This is a genomic window from Arthrobacter sp. fls2-241-R2A-200 (genome assembly GCF_030209745.1).
Lineage (GTDB): Bacteria > Actinomycetota > Actinomycetes > Actinomycetales > Micrococcaceae > Arthrobacter.
In genome coordinates, this window is record NZ_JARVRJ010000010.1 from 192,150 (window position 1) to 211,812 (window position 19,663).

Annotated in this window: 18 protein-coding genes; 2 read left to right on the plus strand and 16 right to left on the minus strand. The window is 62.9% G+C overall.

Going from position 1 to position 19,663, the window contains the following annotated elements; all coding sequences use genetic code 11:
• Nucleotides 1-85: 85 nt before the first annotated feature.
• The 10 genes from QRN42_RS13155 to QRN42_RS13200 all read right to left on the minus strand — a co-directional run bounded on the left by QRN42_RS13155 (nucleotide 86) and on the right by QRN42_RS13200 (nucleotide 11,311).
• On the minus strand, nucleotides 86-2,230 hold the full coding sequence (locus tag QRN42_RS13155; RefSeq protein ID WP_284979610.1) for a 3-hydroxyacyl-CoA dehydrogenase NAD-binding domain-containing protein: 2,145 nt from the start codon (nucleotides 2,228-2,230) through the stop codon (nucleotides 86-88).
• Nucleotides 2,227-3,474 (minus strand): thiolase family protein, encoded by a 1,248-nt coding sequence (locus tag QRN42_RS13160; RefSeq protein WP_284979611.1) that lies wholly within the window; start codon nucleotides 3,472-3,474, stop codon nucleotides 2,227-2,229. The genes QRN42_RS13155 and QRN42_RS13160 overlap by 4 nt, the downstream gene beginning before the upstream one ends.
• Nucleotides 3,475-3,671: 197 nt before the next feature.
• On the minus strand, nucleotides 3,672-5,063 hold the full coding sequence (locus QRN42_RS13165; RefSeq protein WP_284979612.1) for an HRDC domain-containing protein: 1,392 nt from the start codon (nucleotides 5,061-5,063) through the stop codon (nucleotides 3,672-3,674).
• A gap of 80 nt (nucleotides 5,064-5,143) precedes the next feature.
• Nucleotides 5,144-5,800 carry a DUF3000 domain-containing protein gene (locus QRN42_RS13170; protein ID WP_284979614.1) on the minus strand — a complete coding sequence of 219 codons (657 nt, stop codon included), beginning with the start codon at nucleotides 5,798-5,800 and terminating at the stop codon, nucleotides 5,144-5,146.
• Between the two features lie 72 nt (nucleotides 5,801-5,872).
• A complete protein-coding gene (locus tag QRN42_RS13175) occupies nucleotides 5,873-6,946 on the minus strand; it encodes a threonine aldolase family protein (RefSeq protein ID WP_502869502.1) in 1,074 nt (357 codons plus the stop codon).
• 43 nt (nucleotides 6,947-6,989) lie between these two features.
• Entirely contained in the window at nucleotides 6,990-7,709 is a 720-nt protein-coding gene (locus QRN42_RS13180) for an SDR family NAD(P)-dependent oxidoreductase (protein ID WP_284979615.1), read from the minus strand.
• Entirely contained in the window at nucleotides 7,709-9,076 is a 1,368-nt protein-coding gene (locus tag QRN42_RS13185; RefSeq protein WP_284979616.1) for a DUF6421 family protein, read from the minus strand. The genes QRN42_RS13180 and QRN42_RS13185 overlap by 1 nt, the downstream gene beginning before the upstream one ends.
• Nucleotides 9,077-9,226: 150 nt before the next feature.
• Entirely contained in the window at nucleotides 9,227-9,667 is a 441-nt protein-coding gene (gene msrB, locus QRN42_RS13190; RefSeq protein WP_284979617.1) for a peptide-methionine (R)-S-oxide reductase MsrB, read from the minus strand.
• Between the two features lie 14 nt (nucleotides 9,668-9,681).
• Nucleotides 9,682-10,173: a hypothetical protein gene (locus QRN42_RS13195; RefSeq protein WP_284979618.1), complete on the minus strand. Its 492-nt coding sequence runs from the start codon at nucleotides 10,171-10,173 to the stop codon at nucleotides 9,682-9,684.
• A gap of 88 nt (nucleotides 10,174-10,261) precedes the next feature.
• Nucleotides 10,262-11,311, minus strand: a complete 1,050-nt coding sequence (locus QRN42_RS13200; RefSeq protein ID WP_284979619.1) for an iron ABC transporter substrate-binding protein — start codon at nucleotides 11,309-11,311, stop codon at nucleotides 10,262-10,264.
• A 350-nt stretch (nucleotides 11,312-11,661) separates the two neighbouring features.
• Here QRN42_RS13200 and QRN42_RS13205 point away from each other — a divergent pair, with 350 nt between their 5' ends.
• Nucleotides 11,662-12,942, plus strand: coding sequence for an alpha/beta hydrolase family protein (locus tag QRN42_RS13205; RefSeq protein WP_502869503.1), 1,281 nt, complete (start codon nucleotides 11,662-11,664; stop codon nucleotides 12,940-12,942).
• A 46-nt stretch (nucleotides 12,943-12,988) separates the two neighbouring features.
• Here the strand turns inward: QRN42_RS13205 and ybaK are convergent, their stop codons facing one another.
• From ybaK to QRN42_RS13220, 3 genes are all read right to left on the minus strand, one after another.
• Nucleotides 12,989-13,519: a Cys-tRNA(Pro) deacylase gene (ybaK, locus tag QRN42_RS13210; RefSeq protein WP_284979620.1), complete on the minus strand. Its 531-nt coding sequence runs from the start codon at nucleotides 13,517-13,519 to the stop codon at nucleotides 12,989-12,991.
• A 13-nt stretch (nucleotides 13,520-13,532) separates the two neighbouring features.
• The gene (locus tag QRN42_RS13215) at nucleotides 13,533-14,006 is read right to left on the minus strand and encodes a SufE family protein (protein WP_284979621.1); all 474 of its coding nucleotides are present in this window, start codon (nucleotides 14,004-14,006) and stop codon (nucleotides 13,533-13,535) included.
• A gap of 100 nt (nucleotides 14,007-14,106) precedes the next feature.
• A complete protein-coding gene (locus tag QRN42_RS13220) occupies nucleotides 14,107-15,033 on the minus strand; it encodes a sulfurtransferase (RefSeq protein ID WP_284979622.1) in 927 nt (308 codons plus the stop codon).
• A 209-nt stretch (nucleotides 15,034-15,242) separates the two neighbouring features.
• Here QRN42_RS13220 and zapE point away from each other — a divergent pair, with 209 nt between their 5' ends.
• Nucleotides 15,243-16,283, plus strand: coding sequence for a cell division protein ZapE (gene zapE / locus QRN42_RS13225; RefSeq protein WP_284979630.1), 1,041 nt, complete (start codon nucleotides 15,243-15,245; stop codon nucleotides 16,281-16,283).
• A 1-nt stretch (nucleotide 16,284) separates the two neighbouring features.
• Here zapE and QRN42_RS13230 read toward each other — a convergent pair whose 3' ends face one another.
• The 3 genes from QRN42_RS13230 to QRN42_RS13240 form a co-directional block, all read right to left on the minus strand.
• Nucleotides 16,285-17,502, minus strand: coding sequence for a benzoate/H(+) symporter BenE family transporter (locus tag QRN42_RS13230; RefSeq protein WP_284979623.1), 1,218 nt, complete (start codon nucleotides 17,500-17,502; stop codon nucleotides 16,285-16,287).
• Nucleotides 17,503-17,620: 118 nt separating this feature from the next.
• Complete coding sequence (locus tag QRN42_RS13235; RefSeq protein WP_284976022.1) at nucleotides 17,621-17,851, minus strand: antitoxin; 231 nt, start codon at nucleotides 17,849-17,851, stop codon at nucleotides 17,621-17,623.
• 94 nt (nucleotides 17,852-17,945) lie between these two features.
• On the minus strand, nucleotides 17,946-19,400 hold the full coding sequence (locus QRN42_RS13240; protein WP_284979624.1) for an amino acid permease: 1,455 nt from the start codon (nucleotides 19,398-19,400) through the stop codon (nucleotides 17,946-17,948).
• Nucleotides 19,401-19,663 lie beyond the last annotated feature (263 nt).

Here is a 19,663-nt window from a genome sequence, read left to right on the forward strand (position 1 = left end):
ACATCCCACGACATGATGCTTGTCGCTCTCTCACTTCCCGTGCTTCCCGTCCAAGGCAGTGCGGGAAGTGAGAGAGCGACGACGGCTAGGCCGGTGCCGATGCTACTCCCGGCTCCAGGAACCGCTTGCCGTTGACCCGTTCGGAGGCGCCCACCCGGTCCAGGTAGGGGGTGATGCCACCAAGGAACATGGGCCAGCCTGCGCCCAGGATGACGCACAGGTCGATGTCTTGCGGTCCTGCGACGATCCCTTCGTTGAGCATCAGGCCAATTTCTTCGGCCAAGGCATCCTGCGTTCGTCGGAGGACTTCCTCCCCGGTGGACGGGGTGTCGCCGAAGGACAAGATTGCCAGCGTTTCCGCCGGAATGACGGGCTTCCCGTCGGGACCGGGGACCCACAGCGTCTTAATCCCGTTGTCGATGAGCTTTTGCAGGTTCTGCGAAACCGGGAAACGATCCCCGAACGCGGTGTGCAGGGATTCTTGGACGTGCTGGGCTATGGGCAGCCCCACCATGGCGCTCAAGGTGAAGGGGGACATCGGAAGGCCCATGGGCCGCAAAGCCGAGTCAGCAACCTCGGCTGGAGTGCCCTCGTCGAAGGCGGCAATGACCTCACCCATCAGCCGGAGCAGGATGCGGTTCACCACGAAGGCTGCGGCGTCCTTGACCAGGACGGCCGTTTTCTTGAGGCCCTTGGCGAGTTCGAATGCGGTTGCCAGCACGGCGTCGTCCGTCTTGGGTGCCCGCACGATCTCGAGCAAGGGCATGACGGCCACCGGGTTGAAGAAGTGGAAGCCCACCAAGCGCTCGGGGTGTTCCAAGTCTTCCGCCATTGCAGTGACGGAAAGCGATGAGGTGTTGGTGGCGAGAATGCACTCGGGAGAGACGATGGCTTCGACCTCAGCGAATACCTGCTTCTTCACGTTGAGTTCCTCAAAAACGGCTTCAATGACGAAGTCGGCGTCGGCGAAGGCCTCCTTGGAAACAGAACCTGTGACCAGAGCCTTGGTTCGGTTTGCGGCGTCGGGCTTCATCCGTTTCTTGGCCAGCATCTTGTCGACTTCGGCGTGGACGTAAGCAACGCCCTTGTCTACGCGTGCTTGGTCGATGTCCGTCATGACCACGGGGACCTTCAACTGACGGGCGAACAGCAGCGCCAACTGGCTGGCCATCAGACCGGCCCCTACGACGCCGATCTTGGTCACCGGCCGTGCCAGTTTCCGGTCCGGGGCGCCCGCCGGACGCTTGGACCGCTTTTGGACGAGGTCCAGGAAGGCGTACACGGTGGAACGGAATTCATCGGTCTGCATCAAGCCTGCGAGCGTTTCGCACTCGAGTTCCGCCGACTCCGCCTGGGTCATGGTGCGGTTGGCTTCCATGACATCGAGGACCTTGGCCGGCGCGGGGGAAGCGTTGGATGTCTTGCTCTCCACAAAGGCGCGCCCAGCGGCGACGGCGGCAGCCCAGCGGTCCGCCACACCGGCGTCGGAAGGATCGACGGCGTTAGTCCGGTCAGGCGTTACTTCTCCCGAAATGACCTGCGCTGCCCAGGCCAGTGACTGCTCAACGAAATCGGCAGGTTCAAAGATGGCATCGGCAACGCCGAGCTCGTACGCCTGTGGCCCAGTGAGGGTCCGGTTATTGCTGAGGGGGTTCTCAATCATCACCTTGACCGCGTTCTCCGGACCGATCAGGCGCGGAAGGATATAGACGCCACCCCAACCCGGCACCAAGCCGATGAAAGCCTCCGGAAGACCTAGCGCCCCCGCGCCTGTGGAGACAGTGCGATACGTGGACTGAAGGGCGATCTCAAGCCCGCCGCCCAGTGCCAGGCCATTAATGAAAGCGAAGCTGGGAACACCGAGATCGGCCAGCGTTGCGTAGACGGCATGGCCCAGTTGGGCCATCCACAGTCCGTGCTCGCGTTCCCTGAGGGTCTTCACGGCTGATAGGTCCGCACCGGCCACCAGGAAGTATGGTTTGCCCGTGACGCCCACGCCAACGATCTCCCCACGGGCGGCCCTTTCCTTGAGCCTTTCCAAAACGCCCCCGAGTTCCACCAGGGTGTTGGGGCCGAGGGTGGTCGGCTTGGAGTGGTCCAGGCCGTTGTCGAGGGTGACCAAGGCGAACATTCCCGCCCCGCCAGGGAGCTGGATGTCCTGGACGTAGGAATGCGTCACAACTTCATCAGGGAACAAAGCGGCGAGCTTGTGGAATTCGGGGGTGCTCATGCGGCAACTCCTTCGGTGGTGGAGGATTCATAGGCGGCGTGGTGCGGGTTTTCCCAGATCACGGTGGCACCCATACCCAGCCCAATGCACATGGTGGTGATGCCGTAGTGAACCGTGGGGTCTTCCTCGAACTGCCGCGCCAACTGGTTCATGAGCCGAACGCCGGAAGAGGCAAGCGGATGCCCGACGGCGATTGCCCCGCCATAGCGGTTCACCCGAGGGTCGTCGTCCGCGATGCCGAAATGGTCAAGGAAACTGAGTACCTGCACTGCGAAGGCTTCGTTAATTTCGAACAGACCGATGTCCTCGATGCCGAGGCCCGCATTTTTCAGGGCCTTCTCTGTAGCGGGTACGGGTCCGATGCCCATGACCTCAGGCTCAACACCGGCAAAAGCGTAGGAGACCAAGCGCATCTTGACGGGCAAACCAAGTTCTTCGGCGGCATCCGCGGAGGCGAGAACCGCCGCCGTCGCGCCGTCGTTCAGTCCGGCAGCGTTGCCGGCGGTGACCCTGCCGTGGGCACGGAACGGGGTACGGAGTTCTGCGAGGTCCTCCACCGTGGTACCCGGACGAGGCGGTTCATCGATGGTGTTCAGGGCCCATCCCTGCCCGGGCTTCATGGTGGCGACGGGCACCAAGTCAGGCTGGATCTGTCCGTTGGAGTAGGCGGTGGCGAGTTTGGCCTGCGACGACGCCGCGTAGGCGTCGGTACGGGCTTTGGTGATCGCGGGGAAGCGATCGTGCAGGTTTTCGGCCGTGTTGCCCATGTTCAATGCTGCAGGATCCACCAGGCGCTCGGACATGAAGCGGGGATTGGGATCGGCACCGGCGCCCATGGGGTGGTTGCCCATGTGTTCCACCCCGCCTGCGATGACAACGTCATAGGCGCCAAAGCCGATGCCACTGGCCGTCGTGGTCACCGCGGTCATGGCGCCGGCGCACATCCGGTCGATGGCGAATCCGGGGACGCTGCGGGGGAGCCCTGCCAACAGCGCTGCCGTGCGGCCGATAGTGAGGCCCTGATCGCCCGTCTGGGTGGTGGCTGCAATGGCTACTTCATCGATGCGCTCGGCCGGCAACGAAGGATTCCGGCGCATGAGCTCGCGGATGCACTTGACCACAAGGTCATCGGCTCGAGTGCCGGCATAGATGCCCTTCTCGCCCGCCTTGCCGAAGGGGGTTCGTACACCGTCGACGAAGACGACATCCCTGACGGTCCGCCGGGCACTGTGTGATGGACTCATGAATTACTCCTCGTTGAGACATGGAGCCGGGACCGCGATACGGTTACTCCGGTTGGCATTGATGCAATGTTACTCGTGGGTAACTTAGGGTGCAAGGTCGGCCCGGATGTCCGGCATGGAGTAAGCGAGCCGAAAACGGAAAGGCCCGCAGCGACGGGTCATTCTTCGTCACGACGGGCCCTTAACGGGTGATCGGTTCAGTCGGCATCCGCGGTGCGCTGCGGAGCCTCGCCGCTGGATGCCTCCTTGGCGGGGGCTTCCTTGGCGGGTGCCTCCTTGGCGGGGGCGTTTTTTGCGGGAAGGGGCGCCGGGTTCAAGCATGCCTCGGTAAGGATGGGGGCCGCGAAGGAAATCTGCCACTCGCGTGCGCCCAGTGCCCGCAGTTCCCCTGCCACTGTGTCCAGCGAGACCTCCGCCGGAGGCCGCCAGGCGATGCGTCGCAGGAAGTCCGGGGTCAAGAGGTTTTCCACCGGCAGGTTGAGCTCTTCGGCCTTGGCTTGTAGCGCCGGCCGGGCGGCGGCCAGCCGGGCGGCGGCCTCGGGGTCCCGATCGGCCCATACCCGCGGCGGGGGAGGTGCGTTGGTAGCCAAATGGAGCGGCGGGAGCTCCGAGAGGGTGCGGGCGTTCGTGATGCAGCGGAGCCATCGGGGTGCTTCGCGTTGGGCTGAGCGGCCGTGGAATCCCCTGGTAGCCAGGAGTTGCGGAACCGTGGTGGGCATGGCCTTGGCTGCTGCGACGAGTGCTGAATCCGGGAGGAGGCGGCCAGGGGCCACGTCGCGTTTGCGGGCCAACTGATCCCGCTCCGTCCAGAGCTCCCTGACTGCTGCCAGTTGCCGGCGGTCGCGAATTTGATGCAGTCCTGAGGTTTTGCGCCACGGGTCTACGCGCGGTGGTGCTACGCCTGCGGCAAGGATTCCTGCAAACTCCTGCTCCGCGAACTCAAGTTTGCCGTCCGCCTCGAGCAGTTCGATGAGTTCCTCGCGCAGTTCGGCGAGAACTTCGACGTCGAGGGCTGCGTACCGGAGCCAGGGTTCGGGAAGGGGACGGGTGGACCAGTCAGCCGCCGAGTGCTCCTTTGCCAAGCCAAAGCCGAGGAGTTGTTCGATGACGGCGGCAAGGCCTACGCGGGGGAGGCCGGCGAGCCGTGCGGCGAGTTCGGTGTCGAAAAGTTTGTCCGGCCACATCCCAAGCTCGGACAGGCACGGTAGGTCCTGGGTGGCGGCGTGCAGGATCCATTCCACTCCGCGAAGGGCATCATTGACGACGTCGAGCGTCTCGAAAGGTTCCGGGTCGATCAGCCAGGTGCCGGCACCTTCGCGACGAATCTGGACGAGGAAAGCACGCTGGCCGTAACGGAACCCGGAAGCCCGTTCTGCGTCCACTCCGGCGGGACCGGTCCCTGCTGCGATCGCGGCGGCGCACCGTTCCAACCCGGCTAGGGTATCGATGACGGGCGGGACCCCTTCGCGCGGGGTGTCCAAGTCGATGACTTCAGGGACGTGGCTATCAAAGCCATCAACCTTGATGCCGGTGGTGGGTTCAGCAGCCGGATCGCCGGCTGTGGTATTTTCCAGTTTTTCAGGGGTCATGATTGCTTAAGCTTACCGATACCTGTCAGGGTCGGCGGCGGAGACGTGGTCCGTTGCCCGAAAGAGGCGAAGGGCGGCGGTCAATTCAGCCTCCGCTTGGGCAGGCCGGTGACTCCCGGCGGCAGAGGCGGAAGTCCTGCAAAGGTACAGACCATATCGGACCACGCTTCCAAATGGGCCTGGACATCGGAACTTTCGGGCGTCCAGGATGCCCGGAGCTCGATGTCTATGGTGTCGGGGCGTTCGGCCAGTGTGCCGAAACTTTCCGAGAGGATCCGAGTGGCGGTTCCACCTGCAGCACGGTAGTGGGCTTCACGGTTCTGTAGAGCCTCCACGAGCCACGTCCACGCTACTGAGCCGAGCATGGCGTCGTTGCCCATCTCGGCATCCATCTGGGCGCGGATGTAGGTAACGATGCGGAATTCGCCCTCCCAAACGGCCGACCCGTCAGGATCATGAAGGAGGATGAACCGTCCAGTGGCCAGTTCGTCATCCTCTTCGTTGGAGGAACTGTCGGTCTGGCCTTGCACGAATGCTTTGGCCGCGGGCCCGTGAACGGGGACTTGGCGGGTGGCCGCGGTAGGGCTGAAGACTTCCGCCCCGAGGGCGACGGCGTAGGGGGCCAAGCGTGCGGGGGCAGGAATTTCGTCAAGCCGGAGTTCACTGCGGCATTGCGCTTTTCGGAGTGTTCCCAATGCGAAGAGAAAGTCCGGGGGAACCTGTGCGAGGGCGTTCACCCTCGCAGGTTATGCGTCCGGGGCGGCGAATGGACGTAGGCTCGCCGCCCCGGACGCAGGGTACATCCTCGGTCAGGCAAGCTCACGCTTGATCGCCGCCACGAAAGCGTCGATGTCCGCCTCCGTGGTATCGAAGGAACACATCCAGCGGACTTCGCGGCGGGCGGCGTCCCAATCGTAGAAAGCAAAAGACTTTCGCAGGCGGTCGGCAGCCCCCTCGGGGAGGATGGCGAAAACGCCGTTCGACTCAGTGGCCTGGGTGGGCTCAACGCCGTCGATCTTTTCCACTGCCTCGCGCAGGCGGGAGGCCATCGCGTTGGCGTGGGCTGCGGAACGAAGCCACAGTCCGTCCTCCAACAAGGCAATGAACTGGGCAGAGATGAAGCGCATCTTTGAGGCCAACTGCATGTTCATCTTGCGGAGGAACTTCAGTCCCTGTGCGGCATCCGGGTTCAGTGCCACCACCACCTCGCCGAACAGCAAGCCGTTCTTAGTGCCGCCGAAAGAGAGGATATCGACGCCTGCGTCGCGAGTGAATGCCCGCAGGGGGACGCCCAGGTGGGCGGCTGCATTGGCCAGCCGTGCACCGTCCATGTGCAGTTTCATCCCCTTCGAGTGGACATGGTCGGCGATGGCGCGGACCTCTTCAGGGGTGTAGCACGTGCCCAGCTCCGTGGTCTGGGTGATGGAAACGGCCAGCGGTTGCGCACGGTGCTCATCACCCCATCCCCACGCTTCGCGGTCGATCAGTTCCGGGGTGAGCTTGCCGTCCTCGGTGGGGACCTGCAGCAGCTTGATCCCACCGACGCGCTCCGGTGCGCCGTTCTCATCCATGTTGATGTGCGCGGTAGAGGCGCAGACGACCGCGCCCCAGCGAGGCAGGAGCGACTGGAGGGAAAGAACGTTGGCGCCTGTGCCGTTGAAGACGGGGAAGCACTCGATGCCCTGGCCGAATTCCCTTTCCAAGATCTCCTGGAGCCGCTTGGTGTAGATGTCCTCCCCATAGGAAACCTGGTGGCCGCCGTTGGCAGCCGCCAGCGCCGCAAGGATTTCAGGGTGGACGCCGGAGTAGTTATCGGACGCAAACCCACGCACCGCCGGATCATGCAGTTGCTTGGTGAGGTCCGTGCCGGTGTCGCTCTGGATGGACTCTGTTGTGCTCGTCACTTGTTCATTCACGCTTTCAAGTCTATTTGGCCAGCATGATGCGCTGGCCGTTCAGGGTGGAAGCCGGTTGGTCAAAAAGTCCGACGGCGGCAGCGGCCAAGTCCTCGACATCCGTGAAACCGGGAAACCGCCGTTCCGGATGCAGTTGCCGCATGCCGGCGTCGACGAGGGCTTTGACGACGAAGATGACGGCGGCGCTGCCGCCGTCTGCGGTGCCGCCCTCTTGCGCGCGCCGGAAACCATCGGCCACCGCCAAGGTCCACGCCTCGGCAGCGGCCTTGGCAGCTACATAGCTGGCCGCGGCCGCCGTCGGGGCCGAAACGGCGGTGGATGAGACCATAGCGAACCGACCATGAGCGGAGGCTTCCAGTTGGCCGTAGAAGACCCTTGAAACGTTGCGGAGCGTTGTGACAGCTCCCCGTTCCAATGCCTCCCAGTCCTCATCAGTCTGGTCCTCGATGCCCTTGGCGCCGCGCCAACCGCCCACGAGGTGCATCACGCCATCGATGCCCTCCACGCCAAGGTTCGCGATGGCCGAGGCCAAGTCGCGGACGGAGTCCAGGCTGGCAAGATTACACACCAGGGGAGTCACTGCAGCGCCCGTCTCGGCCGCTGCGGCCTTGATCCGGGCTTCGTCCGAACCGACAGTGATCACCCGATGGCCGGCGGCCACCATGGCCCGGGCCACGGCGATGCCAGAGGCGCTGCTGCCACCGGTTACGAGGACAGTGAAGGCAGTCATCAGGCTGCGGTGGAACCGGTAATGCCGGTGGTGGACTCGATAACGGAACGCATCTTCTTCTCCAATGCTTCGTAGAACATGGACAGTGGGAACTCGTCGTCCAAAACCTGATCGGTCAGCCCGCGGGGCGGGCCATCCAGCGGCAAGGCATCCGGGCCCTTGGCCCAAACCGAAGCCGGATGCGGGGTCACCGTACTTGAGATGAGCTCATAGGCCGCCAGCCAGTGCGCAGCCTTGGGGCGGTCGATGGAACGCCAGTATAGTTCTTCGATCTTGGCGCCGAGTTCAACCACGACGGCGGCAGCGTTGTCCCAGTCGATCGACAGTTTGCTATCGGTCCAGTGGAGGACGTGGTGCTGGTGCATCCACGCGAACAACAGCTGGCCGCCCAGGCCGTCGTAGTTCCGAACCCGGCTGCCGGTGATGGCGAAACGGAAGATCCGGTCGAATATCACGGCGTACTGGACGAGCTTGGCGTGCTTGCGGGCGTCGGGGTCGGCGTCCTCGTCTTTCTCGATGCGGACGGATTCGCGGAAAGCGGTCAGGTCGCAGCGCAGTTCCTCGAGCGAGTAGAGGAAGAAGGGCATGCGCTGTTTGATCATGAACGGGTCGAAAGGAAGGTCACCCCGCATGTGAGTGCGGTCGTGGATGAGGTCCCACATGACGAATGTCCGTTGGGTCAGCTCCTGGTCGTCGAGCAACTGGGCTGCGTCGTCGGGAAGTTGGAGGGAGGTTGTTTCCGCCGCAGCCTTCAGGACGCGGCGGAAGCGCGCGGCCTCACGGTCGGCGAAGATGGCGCCCCAAGTGAAGGTGGGGGTTTCCCGCACGGCTACCGTCTCGGGGAACAGGACGGCGGAGTTGGTGTCATAGCCAGGGGTGAAATCAATGAAGCGGATGGGGACGAAGAGCTTGTTCGAGTAGTCCCCGGCTTCGAGCCCCCCAATGAACTCGGGCCAGATGACCTCGATCAAGACAGCTTCGACCAGCCGGTTAGTACTTCCGTTCTGGGTGTACATGGGAAAGACCACCAGGTGCTGGAGGCCGTCGATCCGATGCTCCTGGGGCTGGAATGCCTGCAACGAGTCCAGGAAGTCCGGCACGCCAAAGCCCTGTTGCTCCCAACGGCGGAAGTCCTCGACGAGCAGTTCCAGGTAACGGGAGTCATGGGGGAACTGCGGCGCCAGTGAGGTGATCGCCTGGACGATCGTGGCCACAAGGGCAGCAGCTTCGCCGTGAACGGCAGGGTCCGCAATGGAACCGTCCTTTTGCTGGTGTGCCTGAAGGGCAGTTGCGGCGGCCTTGAGTGACGCCCACTCAGCGTTGTCAGCGGTGACATGCGGAAGAGTAGCGGTGGCGATAGTTGTCATGAAGCTCGTCCCTTTCCAAAGTAGCTTTTGCCTCTGGGCCGAGCGTAGCAACCGAAAAGGATCGCTAACGTACAAACGGGGCGAGCGTAAGAGACTCTGTCCCTCGGGGGCGGCGCTGCCTGCTTGAGCTCAAGCGGCAGCGCTGCCTGCCTAGGCTTCGTCCGCCTTCACCAACCGCAGGGAGACGGAGTTGATGCAAAACCGCTGGTCGGTGGGAGTGCCGTAGCCCTCGCCTTCGAAAACGTGTCCCAAGTGCGAGTCGCACGTGGCGCAGCGGACCTCCACCCGGTCCATGCCCATGGTCCGGTCATGCAAGTACCGGACGGTGCCCTCAGCTAACGGCGCCCAGAAGGACGGCCAGCCGCAATGGGAATCGAATTTCTCGCTGCTGGTGAACAGCTCACTGCCGCAGGCCCGGCATTGGTAGACACCCTCAGTGTGGGTGTCCCAATACTCGCCGGTGTAGGGCCGCTCAGTGCCGGCCTGCCGCAGGACGTGGAATTCCTCCGGCGTCAGCTCCTCCCGCCACTGGGCGTCGCTCTTCTCCACGGGCGCAGGCGTCATCTTGCTGGTGTTCTCAGGAGTACTCATGCCCTCTTCAACGCTCATGAGTCGCCGATAAATCCCGAACCGGCGTACAAGTGCAGAACCGGTAGCCCGAGGGCATCCTGTGCCTTGTTGGCCCAGTCGGTATGCAACGTGTCCGCGATGGCGTGCGGTCGGGTCACCACCACAGCCTGCGCCGCATCAAGGGCCTTCACTTTGGCCACCAAACCTGCCACGGCCCCGCCGTCGACAATTTCTCCGGTGACGCCTCCGCCCAAGCCGGCCAAAGCAGCCAATGACGCCGCCAGGATGTCCGCCGCCTCCGCGCGCTCCGACTCGGGGTCTGCAGACTGCCCGGTCAGCTCGCGGAACGCTTTGGCAATGTCGAGCAAGGAAAGGTTCTCGAGGAAATCGACCACTAAATGCCGCTCGGTGTTGGACGGCACCAACACGACGACGGGCGTTTCGCCGCCGTCGAGCAATTTAGCGATATTAATTCGGTCCTCGGGGCCCAAAGGCTCTTCGGTCAGGATGACTAGGGGATCACTCATGGCTACAGCGTAGTCCCGGGAAACCAGACAACGCAGATTTTGGTCGACGTTTACGAACGCCCGTGGCGCCGCACCGACCCGGGCCTGGCTAGAGGAGTCCGGTCTGGGTCATGAGGTCGGTGACCTTGGTGCTGTTGAGTTTCGCGGGGTCGATTGCAGGGGCTTGGAGCTGGTCGAGGGGGGTTAGCTTGGGGTTCGCGGGGACGTCGCTCCCGACCGTGTATTCGAAGGAGTTACCCGTCTGCAGGATCTGCTGCCCGGTTTTGCCCGTGATGAACTTCAGGAACTGCTGGGCCTGGGCCTGCTTCTTGCTGGAGGCCAGGACCGCACCGCCAGAGACACTGACGAATGCGCCGGGGTCTTGGTTCTTGAAGTAGTGCAACCCAACGTTCTTGCTGTTCTCTCCGGTCTGGGCTTGATCCACGAATGAGTAGTAGTGGTACAGGACCCCAGCCTCGACCTCGCCTGAGTTGACGGCCGCGAGGACCGGAGTGTCGTCCTTATAGGCCTTGAAATTACTCTTTGCCGCTTCCAGCCAGGTCCGGGTGGCGTCCTCGCCCCTGAGCTCGAGCATGGCACTGACAATGGCCTGGAAGTCCGCTCCGCCCGTGGAGGCTCCGACGCGCCCCTTCCAGGCCGGGTCTGCCAGATCCATCAAGGATTTGGGCAGCTGATCTGACCTGAGTTTGGTTTTGTTGTAAGCCAGCACGGTGGACCGCGCAGCGATGCCGGTCCAGTCACCGGTGGAGGGCCGATACGAGGCCGGGACCTGGCCAAGGGTGGCCTGATCGACCGGGGCGAGCAGGCCTGCTCCGGCGATGCGGACCATGGCAGGGGAGTTTTCTGTGAGAAAGACGTCCGCGGGGGAGTTCTTGCCTTCTTCGCTGAGCTGGTTGCTCATCTCCAAGTCGTCGCCGTTGCGCAGAGTGACCTTGATTCCCGTTTCTTTGGTGAACGCGGCCACCCAGGCGGTGGTGAGATTTTCATGCTGTGCGTTGTAGACGATGATCCCGTCTCCGCCGGATGAGGCGGAACCCGAAGTGCCGGGCCCCGGCGTGGGGGAGCCGCAGGCGGCGAGGGCCAGCAGCACGGCTGTCGCGGCGGCAATGGCGGCGGGCAGTTTGATGCGGAAGCTCATGTAAGGCCTTTCAGGAAATCCGGCGAAGTTGTGCGAGGTTGGTCCGGCCAAGCCCGAGCCACGCGGGGACAAAGTGGGGCAGGAAAGCAGAGGTTCTGTATGGCTCCGACGTGGATCGGAGTGCCTTCCCGTGGACACCTGACCCACCGGCGCCGGTGCGGGGGGCGGTGTCCTACTGACACGAGGTGAGAGGTACGTAAGGCAGGCCTAAGTGTAATAACAACATGCGGATGTTGCGTAATTGTTTCCCCTACTGACAGACATGATTCGATGAGACGCCCATCGGAGCAACATGAGCGGGGACCAGCTACATGAGCAGGGACACCCACATGAGCAGGGACAATGGAAGCATGGCATCGAATTTCGTGGCAACGGACGTCCCAGCAGAAAGCACAATGTCCCTGCGCACCAAGTGGGCCCTCGCGGGCATGGTCGCAGGCGGAACGCTTGCCGGCTTGGTGGGAGCTGGGTCTTCCGCGCTCGCCGTGTACTTTGCCAGACGGGTCATCACGCCCGGCGCCAGGCACGAAGACCAGGAAGTCCTCGCTGTCATCAAGGGCGACGACGGACTGCAAGTAATCCTTGCCGCCACCCCAGACACAACCATCGACGGCGTTTTCAGCCTCTTTTTCGACGGCGGAAAGGGCCATGCCCGGATCGGCCGGATCCTGTCATATTCGCCAGCGGAACAAACTGTGCTTCGCGAAGTCCAGGAAGTCTATAGCGGTGACTTGTTCCAAGCCCGCCGGGCGGGATGGAGCGGGGCGACCTACCCGGATCCAGCGGCCCTTGGACTGACGGCTGAGGACGTGGAGATCGACGTCGACGGCGGCAAGGCGCCGGCCTGGCTCGTCCGGGCCGGGGAGGGGCCGGCGTCGACGTGGGCGATCATGGTCCACGGCCGGGGTGCTACGCGCCTGGAAGGACTCAGGGCCGTGCAGACAGCTCGGTCACTGGGGATGGACACCTTGCTGATCTCCTATCGTAATGATGGGCTTGCGCCGTCGACGCTCGATGGCAGATATGGTTTGGGATCCACGGAATGGCGCGACGTGGAAGCCGCGATCGAATATGCGTTGAGCTGCGGAGCTGCCGAGGTGGTTTTGTTTGGCTGGTCAATGGGTGGGGCCATCACACTCCAAACGGCAGACCTGTCCAAGTACCGCCACGTCATCCGTGCGCTGGTGCTGGACGCGCCGGTCATCAACTGGGTCAACGTCATGGCCCATCACGCCCAAGTCAACAGGATTCCGTACCGCGTAGGGCGCTACGGGCAACTTATGCTAAGCCATCCACTGGGCCGGAGGCTGACCGGACTGGCAGCGCCCGTGGACTTCAAAGCCATGGACTGGGAGGCCCGGGCCATCGAACTGCGGACGCCTACCTTGCTCATCCACAGCGTCGACGACGACTATGTGCCCTTTGGTCCTTCCGCCAGCCTCGCCGAAAAGAATCCCGAAATGGTGACTTTCGAGCCGTTCGATGGCGCACGGCACACCAAGGAATGGAATGTTGATCCGGAAAAATGGGAGCGGATTGTGCGCTCATGGCTCCGCATTCAGTTGGCGCCACGCAACAACCCCGGTCAGTCTGATAGGCCCGGCCAGTCGGAGCCTGGTCAGCCAGTCTGATAGGCCCGGTCAGTCGGCCTGAGATGGAGGTCGGTCGCGCCGGCGGTCAGGACGCGCTGGTGGAGCTCGGAGGGGGAACCGCCGCCGCGCCGGTGCCTATAGGCGCGGTTATGGCTTTGGTGAGCCGTACTAAATCGCGAGGAGCGAGTTCGATGTCCAGCCCGCGCCTGCCGCCCGAAACGAGCATGGTCTCAAATGACAGAGCGGATTCGTCCACGATAGTGGGCGAGGTTTGTCGTTGCCCCAAGGGAGAGATCCCGCCCAGGACGTATCCCGTCCGTCGCTCGGCGGTCTTGGCTTCAGCCATGGCAGCCTTCTTGGCTCCGAGTGCGGCGGCTGCGGACTTCAAATCAAGGTTTCCGGAGACGGGAACCACGGCGCAGGCCAACCTGCCCTCCGCCTCAATCATCAGCGTCTTAAAAACCCGCGCCGGGTCCATGCCCAAGGCATCTGCCGCTTCAAGGCCGTAACTCGTCGACGCCGGATCATGGACATAAGGGTGGAGAACGAAAGGTACGCCGGCCACAGCTAGAGCCGCTGTGGCCGGCGTACCTTGCGAAACCGTCTTCTTGGCCATGGAGTTCGAGACCTTAGTGTGCTGTTTTGCTTAGCCGCTGAGCCGCCGCAACCTTGCGCTTGATCCGGCCCAGCATTGCCGTCATTCCGCGCATCCGCAGGGGAGTGATGGCGCGGGTCAAGCCCAGCAACTCGGGCATGTCATCCGGTACCGCCAGGATTTCGGCAGCAGTCAGTCCGTCCAGTCCTTCGTGGAGCACGCCTGCGAAACCGCGGGTGGTAGGGGCCTCCTGCGGCGCCTTGAAGAACAGCCGGTAGATGCGTTCCCCCTCGCCGTCGGAGTTCTTCTCCGACTCGATCGTGAGGAACAGCGGAGACTGGCACTCCACAACCTGCTCCAGCAGTTCAGGATGGTCCTTCAGGCGCTCCGGAAGCTCGGGAAGGCCCCGTGAGAACTCAAGAAGGAGTTGCAGGCGGTCAGGCTCCGTCAGTGCCTGGAAGTCATCGACGATCTCCGCCAGCGCGGCGGGCAAAGTGTAGGTACTCATCACTTCCAGCTTACGTTCCTGAACTGTTCGGGCGGTAGCAGCGACTATTTCTGGACAACTATTTCCGGACAGTCATTTTCGGACTGTTATTTTCGGACTGTTATTTTCGGACAAGGTCCGCGGGAACCGAACCACGCTCCGCGCCCTTGGCAATGGGTACACGCACCGCATTGCCCCACTCGGTCCAGGATCCGTCATAGTTGCGAACGGTCTCGAAGCCCAGCAGGTACTTCAAGGCAAACCAGGTGTGGCTGGAACGTTCCCCGATGCGGCAGTAGGCCACGACGTCGTCGCCGGTTTTAAGGCCGGCTTCCCCGAGGTAGAGGGCTTCGAGCTCGTCGCGGGTGCGGTAGGTGCCGTCTTCCGCTGCAGCCTTGGCCCAAGGCACCGAAGCGGCCGTGGGAATGTGTCCGCCACGAAGGGCGCCCTCTTCGGGGTATGCGGGCATGTGGGTCCGCTGCCCCGTGTATTCCTCAGGAGAACGCACGTCAATGAGGGGCTTGCCCAGATGTGCCAGGACATCGTCCTTGAAAGCGCGGATAGGCGCATCGTTGCGCTCCACCACGGGGTACTCGCCCACCTCGGGCTGGGAAGAGTCGGTAGTCAGTTCGCGTCCTTCTGCGATCCATTTGTCACGGCCCCCGTCCAGGAGGCGGACGTCTTCGTGGCCGAAGAGCGTGAACACCCAGAGGGCGTAAGCAGCCCACCAGTTGGACTTGTCGCCGTAAATGACCACCGTGGTATCGCGGGAGATGCCCTTGGACGCGGCGAGTGCAGCGAACGCGGAGCCGTCCACATAATCGCGGGTCACTTCGTCGTTCAGGTCGGTGTGCCAGTCGATTTTGACGGCGCCCGGAATGTGCCCGGTCTCGTACAGAAGGACATCCTCATCGGACTCCACGACAACCAGCTTGCCGTCAGCAAGCGCACCGCCCGCCAAGGCTGCCGCGAGCCATTCGGTGGACACAAGACGCTCGGGATTCGCGTAGGACGCAAACTTCTCGTTTTGTTCAACGGGGTAGGGCACAGCAATCGCCTTTCATTGACAACGGACGGAACCAGGCAGAGGAAGATGGTGCTTGTACCGGCCCGGCGTTCTCCAACACTAACCACGGGCGGCGGTGAATGCTTCCCCTCGGTCATACGGTGAAACATGGCCTTGGTCACGTGGCCGTTATCAAGGCGGCCAATGCCGGTATTCTTGCTGGGGACCTAACAGCGAAGGAACTGACCACCGTGGTACAAATCGAACAACTGGCTGCCCGTACTCCGGCGGTCTCCGTGGAGGAACTCCTCAAGGGTTTCTACCCGTCTCCGCGATTCGGAGAGGTATCGTTCGACAGTTACCGCCCGGATCCCGCGCAGCCCAGCCAGGCGAATGCCGTAAAGCTCCTGTCGGCTTTCGCCGACGGCGTCGGGTCCGAGGACAATGGGGGGCTTTTCAAGAAGCTGTTTGCCAAGAAGGCTGCCGCAGCCAGGGCAGGCATTTACTTGGACGGCGGCTTCGGCGTCGGAAAGACCCACCTCCTGGCCTCGCTCTGGCACCGTTCCCCGGGACCGAAAGCATTCGGGACATTCGTCGAATACACCAACCTTGTGGGGGCGCTGTCCTTCCGGAAGACGGTAGAGGCGCTGAGCAGCTACAAGCTGGTGTGCATCGATGAATTCGAACTTGACGATCCCGGCGACACCGTCTTGATGTCCCGCCTCATGCGCGAACTGGCCGACGCCGGTGTGAAGCTCGCGGCCACATCCAACACGCTGCCCGGCTCGCTGGGCGAAGGCCGCTTTGCCGCCGTCGACTTCCAGCGCGAAATCCAGGTCCTCGCCGACCAGTTCGACGTCGTGAGGATCGACGGCGAGGACTTCCGCCACCGCGGCCTGCCAGCAGCTCCTGCCCCGCTTAAGACGGAGGAACTCAAGCACCGCATGAGGGCCGAGTTCGAGGGCAAGACCGTTGCCGTGGACGACTTCCGCACGCTGGTTGACCACCTGGCTGCCGTTCACCCGAGCCGCTATCGCCAGCTCATTTCAGGCGTTGAAGCAGTTGTGTGGCGCGACGTCGAAACCATCACCGACCAGTCTGTTGCCCTTCGCTTCGTGGTGCTGGCAGACCGGCTCTATGACAAAGATGTACCCATCCTGGCCAGCGGCGTGCCGTTCGATCAGCTCTTTACCGAAGAGATGATGACGGGCGGCTACATGAAGAAATACTTCCGGGCAGTTTCGCGGTTGACGGCCTTGGCACGCGAGGCCCAGGACCACGAGCCGGCCTGAGTCAGGCCTTCACCAACGGTTCCCGAACCTTGAGGAGCCACCGGACGAGGATGCCTCCGGCCAGGGCCCAGAAAGCCGCCCCGACGCCGGCAAAGCTGAGCCCGGACGCGGCGAGCAGGAAAGTGATGCAGGCCGGGATCCGCTCCTCGGCGACGGCGAGGGCTGAGGAAACGGACGACGCCAGGGTTCCCAGCAACGCCAGTCCAGCCACCGCTTCGAGGAGCCCTGCCGGCGCGGCTGCCACCAGTGTGACCAGGGCCGCCGATGCGCCTGCCAGGAGCAGGTAGGCGAGGCCTGAAACGAAAGCTGCAATCCAGCGCCGACCATGATCCTTGCCGGCCTCTTCGCCGGCTGCAAGGGCCGCGCTGAGCGCTGCCAGGTTGATGGCGTGGCCGCCAAAGGGTGCGCCGAGCAAGGTACCCGCCCCGGTGACGAGCATTGATGGCCGCCACGGTGTGGTGTAGCCGAACGACTTCAAGACTGCGACGCCCGGGATATTCTGCGAGGCCATCGTCACTATGAACAGGGGTAGCCCCAGCCCGACCGCCGCCTCCAGGGTGAATGAGGGTGTGGTCCATTCGAGGCGGGGGAGCAGACCGTCGCCGGGGATGTGAACGCCGTTAGCGACGATGTGGACGCCGATGACTGCCAGGGCGACGAGCAACGACGCCGGCACCGACCACCTCGGTGCGAATTTCATGAACAGGATCCAGCACAGCAGCACGGGTGCCACGTAGAGTGGCGCCGAGCCCAGCGACCTGAACGGTGCAAGGCACAGTGGCAGCAGGACCCCGGCCAACATGGCCTGCGCCAATGCGGTGGGAATTTTGGTCATGAGGCGGCCGAGGACCGGAAGCAGTCCGGTGAGGATGATCAGAACCCCGACGACGAGGAACGCGCCGACGGCGGCCGGCCAGCGGCCGTCGACCATTCCAGCGGAGGCGAGCAGCGCTGCGCCCGGGGTGGACCATGCCAGCGTGACGGGCATTTTGGAGCTCCACGACAACCAGAGGATACCTAGCCCAAACGTGAGAGTGAGGATCAGGAGGCCACTGGACGCCTGCCCTTGAGTGGCCCCCACGGCCCGTAGGCCTGCCAGGACGACTGCGAAAGAGGAAGTGAAACCCACCAGTGCCGTGACGATCCCTGCCGTTATGGGCGGTCCAAGGGATTCCTTGCCGGCGAGGCTCTGCGTGGTGACGGAAGCGGTGGGAGGCATAGGTACAAATTACCGTGCCCGCGCGTCGGTCCATCGTCCTTAAACGCCAAGGGCACCGGTGGCGCCTCTCGGCGGGACCGGTGCCCCCTTGACGTATCTGGTACGGCGACTCAGGCAGCTATGGCTGCGATGGTCCATCCGCGACGGGAGCCTGTGGCTCGCCATCATTGCTGGCCACGAAGTCGGAAGCGGCATTCTGAACGGAATCGACCTGGCCGGCAAACTTGCCGCCGGTCTTCTGGTCGATAAAGTCCCCGGCCTTCTCGATGCCATTGTGAATGGCTTCTTCGTTGCCCTGAATGAGACCCTGAGCCTTGCCCTTCAGGTCGTCAATTAAACCCACGGGCACCTCCTTTCCTTCGCGGAGCCAGATCGCTCCTCCGCGTCCGACCCTAACACCAGTCAACCTACGTGCCAAGGTCCGGAGAGAGCCTGTGGACAAACTATGCCGAGGGCGTACTGATGTCCGCGTGCCGGGGGCTTGCGGGGTTCATCAACGAATTCCGCCGGCCGTAGGTGAAGTAAATCACCAAGCCGACGATCAGCCACACCACGAACCGGACCCAGGTCTGCCAGTGCAGTTGGGACATCAGGAACGCCGATGCCACGACCCCGAATGCCGGCACCACCGGCATCCACGGCAGACGGAAAGTACGGGGCGCGTCCGGGCGCTTGTAACGGAACACGATCACGGAAATGCACACCACCACGAATGCGGCAAGGATTCCGATGTTGGTCAGGTCTGCGACCTCTTTGATCGGAAACACGCCGGCGAGGATGGCAGATGCAATGCCTGCGATCCAGGTGACGCGCTGCGGAGTGCCGTGGCGATCGGTCTTAGAGAACCATCCGGGCAGGAGTCCATCGCGGCTCATGGAGAACCACACCCGGGTTACGCCCAGCAGGAACGTCAGCATCACTGTAAGGATGGAAAGAACCGCAAACACGGAGATGATCGTTGCAATGACGGGAAGTCCGACGCTGCTGAATGCTGACGCGAAACCCGCCGTCGGATTGATGTCCTTGTAGTTCTGCATGCCGGTGAGTACCAGCGTGGCGGCGACGTAGAGAAGCATGGCGATGATCAAGGACAGGATAATCGCTTTGGGCATGTGCTTCTTGCCGTCGGTGGCTTCTTCCGCCGCGGTGCTCATGGCGTCATACCCGAACACGGCGAAGAAAACCGTCGCGGCACCCGAAAAGACTGGCCCGAAGCCGCTGGGCATAAACGGGTTGAAGTTCTGCGTGTTGATGTAGAAGATCCCCAGCCCGATGATGAACAGGATCAGCACCACCTTGATGGCGACGGCAATCAGTTCAAATCGTCCAAAAGCCTTGGTGCCGCGGCTCAGGATCCAGGTGACCAGCAGGCAGACAAGGATCGCGGGAAGGTTGATGACGCCGCCTGTTCCGGCATCCGCGGTGGACGTCATCCAGGCCGGCATATGGATTCCGATGCCTGAAAGGAACGCGTCGAAGTAGCCGGAGATGCCGATGGCTACTACGGCCACGATCGCGATGTACTCCAGCAGGAGGTCCCATCCGATGAACCAGCCGATGATCTCTCCCAAGGCCACATAGCCATAGGTGTACGCCGAACCTGCGCGCGGAATCATGCCCGCGAATTCCGCGTAAGAGAGTGCGGCAGCACCGGAGGCGAGGCCCGCGACGAGGAAGGAGATAAGTACTGCCGGGCCTACGCCCGGGTTGCTGGCGTCCCCGTGGGCTACCAGCCCAGCCAAGGAAAAGATGCCGACGCCGATAATTCCGCCGACTCCGATGGCGGTCAGTTGCCATAGCCCGAGGCTCTTGAACAGCCCGCTGCTCTTGCTTTCTTCCTCAATCTCGTCAATGGGCTTACGCCTCATGACTGATTGGGAAGCCGTGGTGTTACTCATAGGTACTCCTGCCGGTCGGCGTGAAACGTGGATAAGCTCGAAGTACATTATGCGAGGCCAGTCACATTAGATAAAGCGACTTCTTCCAAGGAGTATCAGTTACATCGTCTAATCAATGCAGCAGCCTGCCCGCATAGGCAGGTTAGCGCCCCCAGGAAACGCAAAAAGCAGCTCCGGGGAGCTGCTTTTTCTCGATGAAGTTTTCTTGGAGCGGACGACGAGATTCGAACTCGCGACATCCACCTTGGCAAGGTGGTGCTCTA

What these genes read in the sequence shown, in the direction of transcription:
- QRN42_RS13155 (WP_284979610.1), bottom strand. Translation starts at nt 2,230, where the DNA reads ATGAGCACCCCCGAATTCCACAAGCTCGCCGCTTTGTTCCCTGATGAA.
- QRN42_RS13205 (WP_502869503.1), top strand. Translation starts at nt 11,662, where the DNA reads ATGGCATCGAATTTCGTGGCAACGGACGTCCCAGCAGAAAGCACAATG.
- QRN42_RS13180 (WP_284979615.1), bottom strand. Translation starts at nt 7,709, where the DNA reads ATGACTGCCTTCACTGTCCTCGTAACCGGTGGCAGCAGCGCCTCTGGC.
- QRN42_RS13215 (WP_284979621.1), bottom strand. Translation starts at nt 14,006, where the DNA reads ATGAGTACCTACACTTTGCCCGCCGCGCTGGCGGAGATCGTCGATGAC.
- QRN42_RS13160 (WP_284979611.1), bottom strand. Translation starts at nt 3,474, where the DNA reads ATGAGTCCATCACACAGTGCCCGGCGGACCGTCAGGGATGTCGTCTTC.
- QRN42_RS13230 (WP_284979623.1), bottom strand. Translation starts at nt 17,502, where the DNA reads ATGCCTCCCACCGCTTCCGTCACCACGCAGAGCCTCGCCGGCAAGGAA.
- QRN42_RS13195 (WP_284979618.1), bottom strand. Translation starts at nt 10,173, where the DNA reads ATGAGTGATCCCCTAGTCATCCTGACCGAAGAGCCTTTGGGCCCCGAG.
- QRN42_RS13165 (WP_284979612.1), bottom strand. Translation starts at nt 5,063, where the DNA reads ATGACCCCTGAAAAACTGGAAAATACCACAGCCGGCGATCCGGCTGCT.
- QRN42_RS13200 (WP_284979619.1), bottom strand. Translation starts at nt 11,311, where the DNA reads ATGAGCTTCCGCATCAAACTGCCCGCCGCCATTGCCGCCGCGACAGCC.
- ybaK (WP_284979620.1), bottom strand. Translation starts at nt 13,519, where the DNA reads ATGGCCAAGAAGACGGTTTCGCAAGGTACGCCGGCCACAGCGGCTCTA.
- QRN42_RS13185 (WP_284979616.1), bottom strand. Translation starts at nt 9,076, where the DNA reads ATGACAACTATCGCCACCGCTACTCTTCCGCATGTCACCGCTGACAAC.
- msrB (WP_284979617.1), bottom strand. Translation starts at nt 9,667, where the DNA reads ATGAGTACTCCTGAGAACACCAGCAAGATGACGCCTGCGCCCGTGGAG.
- QRN42_RS13240 (WP_284979624.1), bottom strand. Translation starts at nt 19,400, where the DNA reads ATGAGTAACACCACGGCTTCCCAATCAGTCATGAGGCGTAAGCCCATT.